General features: G+C 61.0%; 12 protein-coding genes. 10 read left to right on the top strand and 2 right to left on the bottom strand.

Annotated features, from left to right (window positions below; translation table 11 throughout):
• Positions 1 to 69 precede the first annotated feature (69 nt).
• From fliQ to flhB, 3 genes are all read left to right on the top strand, one after another.
• Positions 70 to 336, top strand: a complete 267-nt coding sequence (gene fliQ / locus ACZ5B4_RS07955; RefSeq protein ID WP_464913901.1) for a flagellar biosynthesis protein FliQ — start codon at positions 70 to 72, stop codon at positions 334 to 336.
• A 63-nt stretch (positions 337 to 399) separates the two neighbouring features.
• Complete coding sequence (locus tag ACZ5B4_RS07950) at positions 400 to 1,194, top strand: flagellar biosynthetic protein FliR (RefSeq protein WP_464913900.1); 795 nt, start codon at positions 400 to 402, stop codon at positions 1,192 to 1,194.
• 72 nt (positions 1,195 to 1,266) lie between these two features.
• Positions 1,267 to 2,355, top strand: coding sequence for a flagellar biosynthesis protein FlhB (gene flhB, locus ACZ5B4_RS07945; protein WP_464913899.1), 1,089 nt, complete (start codon positions 1,267 to 1,269; stop codon positions 2,353 to 2,355).
• A 25-nt stretch (positions 2,356 to 2,380) separates the two neighbouring features.
• On the opposite strand, the gene ACZ5B4_RS07940 is transcribed toward flhB, so the two are convergent.
• A complete protein-coding gene (locus ACZ5B4_RS07940; RefSeq protein WP_464913898.1) occupies positions 2,381 to 3,706 on the bottom strand; it encodes a sulfotransferase family protein in 1,326 nt (441 codons plus the stop codon).
• A gap of 798 nt (positions 3,707 to 4,504) precedes the next feature.
• On the opposite strand from ACZ5B4_RS07940, the gene flhA reads away from it, so the two are divergent.
• The 7 genes from flhA to ACZ5B4_RS07905 all read left to right on the top strand — a co-directional run bounded on the left by flhA (position 4,505) and on the right by ACZ5B4_RS07905 (position 13,471).
• Entirely contained in the window at positions 4,505 to 6,598 is a 2,094-nt protein-coding gene (flhA, locus tag ACZ5B4_RS07935; RefSeq protein ID WP_464913897.1) for a flagellar biosynthesis protein FlhA, read from the top strand.
• A 169-nt stretch (positions 6,599 to 6,767) separates the two neighbouring features.
• Entirely contained in the window at positions 6,768 to 7,976 is a 1,209-nt protein-coding gene (gene flhF / locus ACZ5B4_RS07930) for a flagellar biosynthesis protein FlhF (RefSeq protein ID WP_464913896.1), read from the top strand.
• Between the two features lie 140 nt (positions 7,977 to 8,116).
• A complete protein-coding gene (locus ACZ5B4_RS07925; RefSeq protein WP_464913895.1) occupies positions 8,117 to 8,989 on the top strand; it encodes a MinD/ParA family ATP-binding protein in 873 nt (290 codons plus the stop codon).
• Between the two features lie 288 nt (positions 8,990 to 9,277).
• Positions 9,278 to 9,544 (top strand): hypothetical protein, encoded by a 267-nt coding sequence (locus tag ACZ5B4_RS07920; RefSeq protein WP_464913894.1) that lies wholly within the window; start codon positions 9,278 to 9,280, stop codon positions 9,542 to 9,544.
• Between the two features lie 318 nt (positions 9,545 to 9,862).
• A complete protein-coding gene (locus ACZ5B4_RS07915; RefSeq protein ID WP_464914005.1) occupies positions 9,863 to 10,642 on the top strand; it encodes a FliA/WhiG family RNA polymerase sigma factor in 780 nt (259 codons plus the stop codon).
• 47 nt (positions 10,643 to 10,689) lie between these two features.
• A complete protein-coding gene (locus tag ACZ5B4_RS07910) occupies positions 10,690 to 10,833 on the top strand; it encodes a hypothetical protein (protein ID WP_464913893.1) in 144 nt (47 codons plus the stop codon).
• 349 nt (positions 10,834 to 11,182) lie between these two features.
• Positions 11,183 to 13,471, top strand: a complete 2,289-nt coding sequence (locus ACZ5B4_RS07905) for an alpha/beta hydrolase (protein WP_464913892.1) — start codon at positions 11,183 to 11,185, stop codon at positions 13,469 to 13,471.
• A gap of 81 nt (positions 13,472 to 13,552) precedes the next feature.
• Here ACZ5B4_RS07905 and ACZ5B4_RS07900 read toward each other — a convergent pair whose 3' ends face one another.
• On the bottom strand, positions 13,553 to 13,783 hold the full coding sequence (locus ACZ5B4_RS07900) for a hypothetical protein (protein WP_464913891.1): 231 nt from the start codon (positions 13,781 to 13,783) through the stop codon (positions 13,553 to 13,555).
• Between the last annotated feature and the right edge of the window lie 252 nt (positions 13,784 to 14,035).

The following is a 14,035-nucleotide window of genomic DNA, read 5'->3' as shown; positions in this document are numbered from 1 at the left end:
GCGTGCCCCGGGAAGGTCGGCGACGTTTAAGACGCGGATTGGTGCGTGGCTCGCACCGAGGGTGTTTCGATGGACGTACAAAATGCCGTGGAGTTGACCCGCGAGGCCTTGTGGATCGGAATCCTGATCGGCACGCCCGTCTTGGTGACCGGGATGTTGGTGGGATTGCTGATCGGCCTGCTGCAGGCCGTAACACAGATCCAAGAGCAGAGCTTAGCGTTCATTCCCAAGCTCGCGGTCATGATGTTGATATTCCTGCTGACCTTGCCCTGGACCTTGACGCACATGATCGAGTACTCGCAGCAGTTGATTCAACAGATACCGGCCAATCTTTGAACCGCGAGGAGAACGAGGCGAAGTGGAGCGGCGGGTGCGGGCCGGTGAGGTACAAGACCTAGCATGGGTTGGTTGGTGGATTGGGCTTTGCAGCAATTCTTCCTATTTACGCTGGTATTCTTTCGTACCAGCGGGCTGGTGATCGCTGCGCCCGGCTACGGTTCGTCCGAAATCCCCTTGCAAATTCGGGCGCTGTTCGCCTTTTCCTTGGCGATGGTCCTCACGCCCCTACAAACCCAAGCAAGCCTGCCGCAGTCGCAGGGGCTGCTGGGCTACGGCCTACTTACGGCGGGGGAGCTGGCATTGGGATTTATGCTCGGCTTCGGCGTGGCCGTCATCCTGCTGGGAATCGAATTGGGCGGAGAGTTGGTCGCTCGCATGGGCGGCATCATGATGTCCGACGTGTATGACCCTTCGGCGGAGTCCGAGGTGCCCGTCTTTTCCCGGCTCCTCTTCCTCCTAGCCCTCATGGTGTATCTCGCCGTAGGCGGACATCGGCTTTTGCTCGAAGGATTGATCGAAAGTTTCCGTGTTCTGCCGCCGGGACGAGTCCTGAACGCAGAGCAGTACCCCGCTTTGCTGGTCGATCTTGTGTCGCAGAGCTTCGTGCTGGGAATCCGAGTTGGGGCTCCGGCCGCGACCGCCCTGTTGACGGCCACGCTGGTTCTGGGGCTTATCAGCCGCACGCTGCCGCAATTGAACTTGCTGATGCTGGGTTTCGGCATCAACTCCTTGGTGGCGATCGGGTTCTTACTCTTGACGGTGGGCCTCATCGCCCAGGTCTTCGAACAGCATTTGGATTCGGCCGTGGCCGACATGTTCGGCGTGCTGCTATCGACAGGCACCGCCGGAGGGTAATCGCGAAGCAAGTGCCGAGATCGGGATCGCTCAGCCGTTCTCGGCCGGAACCAGGCAAACGAATCGCGGCCCATGCCCGAGCAAAACGGCGAAAAATCGCAAGACCCTACCCCACATCGCCGGCAAAAAGCCCGCGAGGAGGGCCAGGTAGCGCGGAGTCACGACATGGTTTCCGCCCTAGTGCTGTTGGGAGGGACCTTGGCACTGATGATGACGGGCCGCGCCGCATGGGAGGCTTTGGTGCGGCTTTCGCGCTATCATCTTGGGGCCGAAGCGTTCTTGCGGATGGACGTTTCCGACGCAACGGCACTCTTTCGCCAGATTCTCTGGGAACTGGCGCTCGTGTTAGGGCCTGTGCTGGCCGCGATTATGGTCGTGGCAACGGCGGCCAATTTCCTCCAGACCGGCTTCCTATTCCTGCCGAACAAGCTGGTGCCGGACTTTTCCCGGATCGACCCTTTCAAGGGATTCGGCAGAATCTTCTCTTTGAGTAACGCCTTTCGACTGGGATTGGGGCTGGTCAAGCTGGCGGCGGTCGCCGCGGTGGCCGCTCTGTATCTCAATTCTCGCCGCGACGAAATCCTGGGCTTGGCCGACCTGGAGATGCTTCCTTTAGCCTGGTACTTGGGCGACCTTCTGATGGGCGTCACGCTGCGTCTGGGCTTGGCCCTGTTGGTGTTGGCCGTCTTGGATTTCGGCTTCCAGTTCTGGAAGCACGAACAAGATCTCAAAATGACGCCGCAAGAGGTGCGGGAGGAATTGCGGAACCTGGAGGGCGACCCGCAAATTGCCGCTCGCCGCCGCATGGTGCAACGGCAGTTGGTCTTGAACCGCGTCAATCAAGCGGTTCCCAAGGCGGATGTCGTCGTGACCAACCCGACCGAGTTGGCCGTCGCGCTGCAATACGACCCGGAGAAGATGGCAGCGCCGATCGTGGTGGCGAAAGGGGCCGGCTTGGTGGCCGCGAATATCCGCCGGTTGGCCTTGCAACACGGCATTCCGATCATCGAGAAAAAGCCCTTGGCTCAAGCCCTTTTCCGCGACGTGGAAGTCAATCAGCCTATTCCGCAAGAGCTGTACGCGGCCGTGGCCGAAGTATTGGCGTACGTGTATCAGCTCAAAGGCAAAAAACCGCCCAACCCGCAACAACGCGCCGCCTGACGCTTTCGCCTTGCTGCGGCCGCCTCTATCGGCGGGGCGGCGGCGACGAGATGTCCGCCGTCCAGGGACGCTGCAAAGGACGGCGTCGCGGGGGAGTGTCGCCGGGAACCGTGGTAAAGGCTTGGACTTGGCAGTCGTTGCCTCCGGCGTGTGACGGGCTGTCGGCGGCATCATCGGCCGGGGCGGGCTTCTCTTCGTTTGCCGCGGGGGCATCGTCGATCGGATAGCCGTAGCGATCGAAAAAGAATCGCCAACGACGGCTGATTTTGTGCTTCGTCGTTGAGTCGAGATCGAATCGGTTGCGCTGGTAGCCGGACCTTTCTCGGATGAATTGGCCCAGACCCTCGCGGACCGATTCAAATCCTTCCAGTCCCAGCTCGCGGTAGATGCGTTCCATTTCTCCCACCGGATCGGAGACCAGGTTCTCGTAGCTTACCTCGGCGAAGTTGCCGGGTGGGATGAGGGCACGGTCGGCCTCGAACCGTTGGTACATCTTTTCAAACGTCTCAAAGACGTATTCCTCCAACCCAGCGTAAGTCGGAATCTGAACGGCCTCGTCGCGGGAGAGGCGCCGCCAAAGATTCATGGTGGATGGGAAGAGCGAGTACGGATTGCGGTAAATATGGACGAACTTGGCGTTGGGAAACATATCCAGGAGAACGCGGAGGCGGGCCGTGTGCGGCGGAGACTTGAGCACGATCCGCCTCCGCTCTTGCAGGGTGACGCTCTTGAGAAACGTCAAGAAGCCTCGTTTCCAGTTCTCCAATTCGTCAGCGGTCAGGCCCTCCATGTACAGGAATCGTTCATAACGTCGCGGTTCGTTGGGGAATATGAGGCTGAGGTACGGCGAGGGCAACCCCATGTTGCAAAGGGCGAACTCGTCCTCTTGCGGCCGCTCCCAGCCGAACGGCATGTTGTCGATGGGCCGCTTTTTCGGCATCAGCAATCCGACAAGGGGAGCCAAGAATCGTCGCGAGATCAGAAAGTGGTTCGGCGCGAAGCAGGCGTAACTGTCGGTGTAACCATGCCGCTTATCGACGATGAACATCTCGTGGAGGAGCGTGGTGCCGGACCTCCAGTGACCGACGATGAAAATCGGGTCTCCCTGCAACGCCGTCTCGCGAATTTTGCGTCCCAGGACTAGCCGCTGCACGGCAGCGAGAAAGGAGTTGAACAGGCCGATCAACGCGATCAGCACGGCCATGCCGATACGGCTCGGGGCTATTCGGAATCGATGGGCTGCAAGCACCCGCATCCAAGCCAAGAAGGTGATGCCGTCCCAAAAACGGGGAATCCACGGGCGATCACGATAGCCGCCGATGTTCTCGTTCCGATGACCTGCTTCCGACATGTTGCACGCTGATCCGTAAAGTAAAGAGTGTGGGGGAAACCGGCAGGCATAAACACTGGGCGTCGGGCTACCGGTTCGCACCCAGATTGCAATGGCGGCTCAAGGGCGATCGCGATGTCGGTGTCGTTGCTTCATCGCGTCGAGATGGAACGCGCGAACCCTTGCCGTAGGGTGAGTCTAGCTTGCCCATTTTCCTGGAGCGGTGGGGGCTAATCACCTTAAAGTTACCCAAAAACAATAATCTTTCCAACCTTCTCCGATCTCCCTTGCGGCATGGTTAATCTCGAACTCTCCCACTTTGCTACCATTGCCAGGTCTGCGCACCGACACATTTTCCCCATTGTCTCGGCGCGGAGTCTCCCTCGCTCCGGTCGCCGCGAGACGATTCATTCCCTGTTATCGGTCAAAGCAATGTCGGGTTCCCCAGTAGAAAAGGCCGATTTGTAGGAACCTCCGGTAGATTCGGCGTGCACCCGCGAACGGAGAGGGAATTCGACGTGGGCGTCGGCGCTGGGTACTTCAGGAAGCATGTTGCAACGTTTTCGAACCGGCGGGCATTCCTTGCGGCAAGGCCCGTCCGTGCCCCAAACACCGCCTCAAGCCGGTCCGCATTGGGTTGCGAGCGGGCGCGAGGGATGGGCGGAACTCACCTGGATTTTTTGCCCAAATTGCGGTATCGTCCGACCCGATTCGAAGAGCGGTGCTACGCCGTGGTCGGCGGTCCATCGCTATCGGTTTCTCAGGCACTCCGGCGAGGCTTTTCCGGAGCCGTTGATGTTTCTTTGGGTGTAACGGATCGTGGCTACAGGAAGTCCCATTGCCCGCGCGAGCCTTTGGGCGGTCGCCAAGCCGCAGGAACTGGTGTTCCCGGTGGCTTTGGTCGTCAGCGTGCTGGTACTTTTGGTGACGCTTCCTTCCCCCGTCATGGATTTCTTGTTGGCGACCAACATTACCCTGGCCGTCATCATGCTGCTGACGACGGTGTACGTGCGGGCGCCTTTGGAATTCAGCATCTTTCCATCCTTGCTGTTGGCGAGCACCTTGTTGCGGTTGGTGCTGAACGTCGCGACGACGCGGCTGATTCTGACCCGCGCCGGGAGCGACGGCTTGAACGCGGCCGGGAGCGTCGTGCGAACGTTCGGCGAGTTTGTCGCCGGGGATCAGATCGTCGTTGGAATCATCATATTTTTGATTATCGTGGTGATTCAGTTCGTGGTCATTACTAAGGGTGCCACGCGGATCAGCGAAGTGGCGGCCCGGTTCGCCTTGGATGGGATGCCGGGGCGGCAAATGGCCATCGATGCCGACCTGAATGCCGGAATCATCGATGAGCATGAAGCTCAGCGGCGTCGGGAAGAAATCACACGCCAAGCCGACTTCTTCGGGGCCATGGACGGTGCCAGCAAGTTCGTGCGGGGCGACGCCATCGCTGGAATCATTATCACTCTAGTGAATATTGTCGGCGGTTTCTTTATCGGGGTCGTTCAGTTGCGGTTGACTTTTTCCGAGGCAGCCGAGATTTTCACCAAGCTGACCATCGGTGACGGGCTGGTGAGTCAAGTGCCGGCGTTCTTGATCTCCGTGGCCGCCGGTCTCTTGGTGACGCGAAGCAGTACGGAAGTGAACCTTCCGGCGGAGCTGCTCCGCCAGATGTTCGGCAGGCCGCAAACCCTCCTTGTGGCCGCGGCTTTCCTCGGGTTATTGGTGTTCACGCGACTCCCCGCGGTGCCGCTCTTATCGCTGGCGGCAGGTTGCACCGCGATGGCTGTCGTGCTCACCCGTAATACGAACCGACGCAAGCAATCGGAGGAGGCCAAGAAGAAAGCCGATGCGGGAAAACCGCCCGAAGAGAAGATCGAGGATTATCTCATTGTCAATCCCATGGAGGTGGAGATTGGAGTAGGGCTGATCCGACTGGCGGATCCCAAACGCGGCGGAGATCTCTTGGAACGCATTCACCGCATTCGCAAGAACGTGGCCGCAGAGATCGGGATCATCCTCCCCAAGGTTCGCATCCGCGACAATTTTCAGCTCGATCAGCATCAATACCGCATCAAAATCGAGGGGGCGCCCGTCGCTTCCGGAGAGGTCTATCCGAACCTGCTATTGGCCATGGATTCAGGCGTGACCGGCGGCAAAGTGGAGGGCATTGAAACGAAGGACCCGGCGTTCGGATCGCCCGCTTTGTGGATCGAGCCGTCGCAGAGAGAACGCGCCGAAATGTACGGCTACACGGTGGTGGACCCGTCCGCCGTCATTGCCACGCACTTGACCGAGACGATCCGGCGGCATGCCGACGAAATCCTAACCCGCGACGCCACGAAGCACCTAATCGACGAACTCAAGAAGACCTCGCCGGCCGTGGTCGAGGACTTGATTCCGAACTTGATGCGTTTGGCCGAGGTGCAACAAATCTTGCAGCTCTTGTTGCGGGAACAGGTACCCATTCGCCAACTCAGCTTGATCCTGGAGACGTTGGGGGATTATGCGCCGCGGACCAAGGATCCGATTCTGTTGACGGAATTCGTTCGGGCCAGGTTGGCCAGGACCATCTGTACCCGCTACCGGGATGCCGAGGGTCGTTTGACGGTCATCACGCTTGATCCGGCACTGGAGGATCGGATTCGTTCCGGCTTCGATCACACCGAGCGCGGATTGTTTATCCGCATGCCTCCGCAAGTGATCGAAGCGATTTGCCGGGCCTTGGCCCAGGAAATCGGCAAATTGACGTCGGCGCAGCGCCCGCCGATCGTTTTGGTGAACCCGCAGATTCGCGCGGCGCTCAAGGAGATGACTTCCGGTTATCTGCCGCAATTGGTGGTCTTGAGCTACAACGAGATCACGCGCGACACGAGGATCGAGTCCGTCGCCATGGTGCCGGATATCCGTTGAAACTCGAGGTGCCCGGAGCCTGATGCCGGAGGATGATTTGGCGGAACGGCGGATGCCGGGGTTGAGGGAACGACGTCGGTGAACGGTGGTGGGAAATACTTGCGGTATTCGAATTGGGATGCCTCCGGATTCGGTGAGGTCTAGCAAAACAGAGAGTGGGATACGGACGATGGAAGTGCACACGTTTCGCGCTGATACGATGCATGAGGCATTGGCTCTTGTGCGACGTGAATTGGGCCCCGACGCGGCGATCCTACGGACTCGTGAGGTTCGAACGTCTCGGTTGTTCGGTTTGTTGCCCGGTCCGCGCAAAATCGAGGTGACGGCCTCGGCGGGGGTCAACGTCCCCAGTCGCTTGCCGCCGGTCGAACCGCCCCGCGACGCGATGGGACGCAACCGGACGGACTTCGGCGAGGCCGGATTGTCCTTGGAGGTCCCCAACGCAGAGACCCGAAGTTTGGCCTTCCGCGGCGAGACGCCGGTGCTCGAGGTTCGCAATCGGCTGGAGAGCATGGAGCACATGCTGCACGAGTTGTGCCGGAGGAATGGGTCGCAAAGCGGATACGATTGGCCGGACTCCTTGTTCCGACTCTACACCGATCTGATTGATGCGGACTTGAGCGAAGAGGAGGCGCGGGATTGGGTGGAACGGGTTCGCTCCGACGCCCTTCGCGACCGCATCGAGGACGTGTCGATTCTCAAATCACGCATCGGGCGGATGTTGGAGAGTGAATTGGCGGTGTGCGGTCCCATTCGCTTGAGCCGCGGCCAACGTCGCGTGGCGGCACTGATCGGTCCCACCGGCGTCGGGAAGACCACCACGATCGCCAAATTGGCCGCCAATTTTCGGCTGCGAGAGAATCGCCGCGTGGGGCTGATCACCGTGGATACCTACCGTATCGCCGCCGTGGAGCAGCTTCGCACCTATGCCGACATCATCGACTTGCCGATGCAAGTGGTTTCCACACCGCGGGAGATGCGCGAGGCGGTGCAGCGCTTCAACGGCTTGGACCTGGTGTTGATCGACACGGCCGGCCGCAGCCCCAAGGATGAAATCAAAATCCGGGAGCTGCGGACCTTGCTTTCCGAGGCACGGGCCGACGAAGTTCATCTGGTGGTGAGCAGCGTGATCGGCGCCCGGGCGCTGCGGCAGATCATCGATCATTTCCAAACCGCGTCTCCCACCGCGCTGCTTCTTACCAAGTTGGATGAGGCCCCGTCCTTGGGCGGCCTGCTGCCGGTGCTCAGCGAGGGGCGGCTGCCTTTGAGTTATTTGACGAACGGGCAGAACGTGCCGGACGACATCGAGGTGGCCGACGCGGGCAAGCTGGCTCGCATGATCTTGCGATTGGAGCATCTTTCCGGCGCGGAATTGTGAGGGAGAGAGAAGACGCCGCCGGGCCGCCTGCGGATTGCCGCGGGCGCGTCCGGCGGGGCGAATTACTCGATACATCGAGCCGACGACGAACCAAAACTTGTTCCAATTCAAGAAGAGCGGTTTCGAGGTGCGGCGTGCGCATGGAGCAAGATCAAGCCTTTCGCCTGCGACAGATGGTACTCCGCCGGAACGGCTTGAAAAAGACAGTTCCAGCGGAGACGCGGTGCGCGATTCTGGCGATATTCGGGGCACGAGAGGGAGCGGGGTGTTCCACCGTAGCCTTCGGACTGGCGGACCTGCTGCGACGGCGTGGTTGGGACGCCGTCCTTGCCTCCGGAGCCGTCCAGGGCCTGCCGGAACCGCCGGCCCGAGAGCCAGGCTGGATTCGTGATTCGGAACGGTCGCTTCCACCCCCCGAAGCACGCCGAGTTTCCGGGGAGTGTGCACTGCGCGGATCGCTCTTGGGCGGGTTCACCGCAAGTTTTCCCAAACCGATGATCCGCATCCTGGATGGAGGCGTCGGATCGCCGGCCGACGTAGGACCACGATTACGTGAAGGTCGCATTCTGCTGGTGGCACCTGCGGACGCGCCCGGCCTGATGTGCGCGTACGCCTGGCTGAAAACCGCCCACAAGGCCGGGGCTTTGGAGCAGACCGCCGTCGTCTTCAACGGGGTTTCGGCGGAGATGCCGTTGGCGGAAGCCGCCGCTCGGGTACAGACCGCAACCCGAAAGTTTCTCGCGGTCGAGATCCCCGTCTGGGCGGGGCTGCCGCGGGTGACCGAGGACGTGCTCCTTCCCGCTCGGCCGGGCTTGGGGACGCTTCCGGACGAACAAGACGTATCGGACGCGGCCCAACCGGCGCGAATATCGGCGGCGGAATGGCTGCGGGAGCTGAACGGCGTGGCGGATCGCGTGCTCTCTGTTTGGACCGCGTGGGACGCGAAGGATGCCTCTGAGCGCGGGGAGGACGATTCCGGCTTGCATACGCTTCCGCGCGCCGATGCCGCCTGACCGTGCGCGGGTACGGCGGCCGAGTCACCGGGGGGAAGTACGAATGCGGCGCAGGGAGAAAACGCGGAGTAATTCGACGAACGAAGCGACTATCGGGATACCACAGGCTATGCGCGATCTTGCGAATTCGTTCAAGCGGATGGCCGATTCGGTCGATAATGATTGGGCGCAACGGTTGGATGATGAGAATGTGGTTGGAGCGTTCTCCGACCGCCGCGTAGTCTCGCCGAATGGGACCGTGACCCGAAAGTGCCGCGTCGGATATCCCCTGGGACGAGGTGAAGGTTCGTGTCTCGCCGTTACGCCGGGGTTTTCGGTTCGTTGGCCATGACGTGCGTCTTGATCCACGGACTGATCCACGGTGCTCCGTCGGATGACATCCTGTTACGAGCTTGGTTTAGCCTGTGGGGATTCGCAGGGTTGGGAGCGATCATCGGAGCCGTTGCCGAGCGGAGCATCCGCGAATCTGTGGAGCAGCGTTTGCGGGGCGAATTGGCGGCGCGATCGGGTAAAAGCCCTCGGAACTCACCCACCGCGTCGGCAAGCGGCGCGTAACGGCGGAGGTCCGGGATACGTTGGTCGGCCTGCCATGCCTGCGGGTGTGCCGGGCTGAACCGAGAGGGCGAGTCGGGCTGAGGGGCGGTGCCCGAAACGGCACAAGAAGCGTGCGGCGAGGTGATGGGGCTTGCGGCTCCGCCCGGTATTCGTTGCGGCAAGGCGGGTTCGATTGTATTTCACCACCCGGGAGAGACACGGATGAGTCGTCCCAAGGCTGGTGCATTCGCCGTGAGTAAAGCAGGAAAGAAGGCGGTCACGGCGGTTCGGCGAGATGGATTGCAGAAGACACAGGACGGCACCTTCAGGGAGGAATCCATGCCCACCACTGCGGCTCCCGAGGATGTGGAGCAACTATGGATTGAATTCAAGAAGAATCCCGAGAACCAGTCGCTACGCAATCGATTGGTGGAAATCTATCTGCCTCTGGTCAAGTACAATGCCGAGCGGATTTGGGCCCGATTGCCGGAGGGTGTGGAGCTCGACGACCTCATCTCGGCCGGCGTGTTCGGCCTGACCGACGCCATTTATGCCTTCGATTTGGATCGCGGCGTCAAGTTCGAGACGTATTGCGTACCGCGCATCCGCGGGGCCATGCTCGACGAACTGCGCTCCATGGATTGGGTGCCGCGATTGGTCCGGTCCAAGGCCAGCAAGCTCAACGAGGCCACGCGCAACCTCGAAGCAAAACTGGGACGGCAGCCGACCGACCACGAACTGGCCGCGGAGTTGGGACTCTCCGTTCCCGAATTGGAAAAGATGAAGCTGGACGCCAGCGCCGTCAACCTTATCAGCCTCAACAAGAAATGGTACGAAACCGATAGCTACAAGGAAGTCCGCGAGGTCGATATCCTCGAGGACAAACGAGGGGAGGATCCCACGCGGCGGATCCAGAAAAACGACATCATGCGCCTCATCACCAAGGGGCTCAATCGCAACGAGCGCTTGATCCTCATCCTCTACTACTATGAGGAATTGACGATGAAAGAGATCGGCGCGACGCTCGATCTCTCGGAGAGCCGCGTCAGCCAGATGCACAGTGCCATCGTCCAGCGATTGCAACAGCAACTGGAGAGGCGGAAGGCCGAATTCGGCTGAACCGCGGCAACCGGCAAGCATTTCCCGCAACTCGAAGCGGGACGTGCATGAAAGCCGTCGGCGTTGCAACTCCCTTGTCGGCGGGCGGGGAAGGCGGAGGCTCGGAAGAAGGTAAAGGAAAAGTCCCGGCGAGACGGCCCTTCGGCTTGGACGCCATCGCGGCCGGCCCCGCCTTGGATGAGGGGGCGTGATTCGACGCCTCCCCCGGGACGCCATTATTTCGTGCTTTTCCGGTCTCCGCGGATCGCAGCTCCCAGGAGCTCTCGAACGAATTCGGTCGATGCGACACATCTTGCCCGCGCGCTTCACAGCCCGAACAAAGAGCCGTGAAACATCTTCGCCTCAGGGCAATGGCGCCCCCTGCCTTGCACGCTCCGCGGGGAACGCCTTTCCCAAGCTATTCTCGTCCTACAGCAACGCGATGTGGAGAAAACGCAACCGGCTCCGCGCTCTCAACCGTTGATTGCTGCCGACGGACTTCGCATAATAACCGCCGGCAGCAGATCGAGCGGATATTGCAAGCTCTGCGGAGAACGGGACATGGCTGGGAATCATCGATTGCGGGGAGTGGTGCGCGGCGATGGCGCGCGGCGTTGGGGAGTCGCAGTAAAGCTGCCGACGCACGTCCTCGCCGCGGTCGCGTGCGGCCTCTTGGTCTTGTCGGCGTTCGGTACCGGCCGGGCGGAGGAATCGACCGAGTCGGAGGACGTGGCTCGGTCTGGGGACTGGGAGTCGGCGGTACGCGAGGATGCCCGACTGGGAGACCTCAAGACGCTGGACGACTATTTCCCGTTCCAGCCTCCCGATGATTTGGCGACGTGGGAAAGACGCCGGGAACGGGTGAGACGCCAGATCCTAGTGGCGGCCGGTCTGTGGCCCATGCCGGATCGCCCCGAACTGAAGCCGGTGATCTACGGAAAAGTGGATCGCGGCGACTACTCTGTGGAGAAGGTTTATTTCGAGTCGCTGCCGGGGTTCTACGTAACGGGCAATCTTTATCGGCCGACGCGCGGCAAGGCGCCCTATCCGGCCGTGTTGTCGCCGCACGGCCATTGGCCGGACGGCAGATTCTACGACGCCGGCGAGGTACAGGTCGCGCGGGATATCGAAAAGGGGGCCGAGCGATTTCCGATCGGCGGTCGGTTCCCTATTCAGGCACGATGCGTCCAGCTCGCGCGGATGGGCTGCGTCGTTTTTCACTACGATATGATCGGATACGCGGACAGCCGGCAGATGCCGCATCGCCCCGGCATCCGCGCTCACCTCAACTCCGCAGAGCGCTGGGGCTTTTTCAGTCCGCGGGCGGAGTTGCTGGGACAAAATATGTTGGGGTTACAGACGTTCAATTCGATCCGGGCCTTGGATTTCTTGTGCGGCCTGCCGGACGTCGACGCCTCTCGCATCGGCGTCACGGGGGCCAGCGGCGGGGGAACCCAAACCTTTTTGCTTTGCGCCGTGGATTCGCGACCGAAAGTGTCGTTTCCGGCCGTCATGGTGTCCACCGCCATGCAAGGGGGTTGTACCTGCGAGAATGCGTGCTATCTACGTATCGATTCCGGCAACGTGGAGTTCGCGGCCCTCTTTGCGCCCAAACCGCTCGGTATGACGGCGGCCGACGACTGGACCAAGGAAATCGCGACCAAGGGCCTTCCCGAGTTGCGACGGCTTTACACGCTGTACGGATCGCCGGATTTGGTGATGGCCGAACCGCTGCTTCAATTTCCCCACAACTACAACTACGTGTCGCGGAGCGTGATGTACCGTTGGATGAATCGGCATCTCGAACTAGGGCTGGAGGAGCCGATCGTCGAGGAGGATTTCCAGCCGCTATCCCGAGAGGAAATAACGGTTTGGGATGCCGACCATCCGCCCCCGCCCGGCGGAGAAGAATGGGAGGCGGCCCTCCTAGCACGGTGGCACGAAGGTAATCGGCGGCAGATGGACGCCCTGCTCCCGGCCGACGCGGCGAGCTGGGAGGAGTACCGGCGCATCGTGGGCGGGGCATGGGACGTGATCCTCGGCCGATCCATGCCGAATGCGGACGAAATCGCCGGTGAAAAACTTGGGGAGCAAGCCGGTCGGGGATTTCGGGTGGATCGACTCTTGGTGCGAAACCTGAGCCGCAAGGAATGTGTCCCGGTTCTGGAGTTGGTACCCGATCAGCCGGTGGGAGTGACCGTCATCTGGGTTTCGAAGGAAGGCAAGAACGCCGTTTGGGCCGAGCAAGATCGCTTGACGCCCTTGCTGGAACGGTTGGTTCGCGCGGGCATCGGCGTGGCGGCCGTCGACTTGTTCGGTCAGGGTGAGTTCACGAGCGACGGCAAGCCGTGGGAGCGGCAGAGACTCGTCAAAAAGGATGATTACGCCGGTTACACTTTCGGCTATAATCCTCCGCTTTTCTCACAACGGGTCCACGATCTGCTAAGCGTGACGCGCTACCTGCGAGAGCGGAATCCGGCGGACCGCCTTTGGGTGATCGGATTGGAAGGGGCGGGGCACTGGGTGGCCGCCGCGCGTGCCCAAGCGGGCGAGACCGTCGACTTGGCGGTGTGCGACTGCGGCTCTATCCGCTTCCTGCAAGTCGCGGAAATGGACGATCCGGACTTTTTGCCGTCCGCGGCCAAGTTCGGCGATTTGCCCGGTCTATTGTCACTGTCGGCGCCTCGGCCCCTTTGGTACGCGGTCACCGATGCCGAGGATCTCGACGTCGTCCGCCGATGTTACGCTGCTACCGACGGCGAGGAGAAGCTGCGCCTCTGGCAGGGGCTTCCCGCCAAGCCCGAAGCTGATTGGGTGGACGCGTTGCTGAACCTGGTTTCCCAACGATGATCGCTGAACGCCGATGGTGTGCTGGCCGCCTTCAGCGGTACGATCCGAACGGTGCACACTGCGGTACCACGGCCGAATCGATTACGACCAGTCGGGCGACTTGCCGGAAGACTGCGAAGCCTGTTGTCGTTTGCTTCGCTCCATGCGGAGAAGGCGGCGCGGGCTGCCGAATTCGGCCACCAGGCTCTCTAAATCGGCTTGCATCTGAATCTGGAAGGCGAGGAACGCCTTGGCCGACACGCGAATCGGCTCGTCGCACTCTTCGTGTGCACGGCTGATGAGGCGGCCGAAATCGTGGTTGGTCGTCTTCATGCTCGTTCACCTGCCAGAGGCCTCGGCGACGACGCGCCGCGGGAGTGCTCTTACCACTTCCATCCTAATCGAAACAGCCGACCTCGGATAGCGTTTGACAACCGCGAGGGTGGTCAAAACAGGTCTTGCCTCTCATAGGGGGTGAAGAATAACTCCGATATGCCTACTCCTGAAATCCCAACGGACGGTTCCAATCAGAAAAAGGGAGAAACCGACAGCCTTCGAGGTCCAATCGTTGGAGCTGCAAATGCC

Source organism: Thermogutta hypogea (genome assembly GCF_055386265.1).
The sequence above is the reverse complement of the archived record's forward strand: the minus strand, read 5'-3'. Positions and strand labels throughout refer to the sequence as shown.

Coding starts and splice junctions, on each gene's coding strand:
- ACZ5B4_RS07925 (WP_464913895.1), top strand. CDS start 8,117: ATGGAGCAAGATCAAGCCTTTCGCCTGCGACAGATGGTACTCCGCCGG.
- fliQ (WP_464913901.1), top strand. CDS start 70: ATGGACGTACAAAATGCCGTGGAGTTGACCCGCGAGGCCTTGTGGATC.
- flhB (WP_464913899.1), top strand. CDS start 1,267: ATGCCCGAGCAAAACGGCGAAAAATCGCAAGACCCTACCCCACATCGC.
- ACZ5B4_RS07900 (WP_464913891.1), bottom strand. CDS start 13,783: ATGAAGACGACCAACCACGATTTCGGCCGCCTCATCAGCCGTGCACAC.
- ACZ5B4_RS07915 (WP_464914005.1), top strand. CDS start 9,863: ATGCCCACCACTGCGGCTCCCGAGGATGTGGAGCAACTATGGATTGAA.
- ACZ5B4_RS07905 (WP_464913892.1), top strand. CDS start 11,183: ATGGCTGGGAATCATCGATTGCGGGGAGTGGTGCGCGGCGATGGCGCG.
- ACZ5B4_RS07910 (WP_464913893.1), top strand. CDS start 10,690: ATGAAAGCCGTCGGCGTTGCAACTCCCTTGTCGGCGGGCGGGGAAGGC.
- ACZ5B4_RS07950 (WP_464913900.1), top strand. CDS start 400: ATGGGTTGGTTGGTGGATTGGGCTTTGCAGCAATTCTTCCTATTTACG.
- ACZ5B4_RS07940 (WP_464913898.1), bottom strand. CDS start 3,706: ATGTCGGAAGCAGGTCATCGGAACGAGAACATCGGCGGCTATCGTGAT.
- flhF (WP_464913896.1), top strand. CDS start 6,768: ATGGAAGTGCACACGTTTCGCGCTGATACGATGCATGAGGCATTGGCT.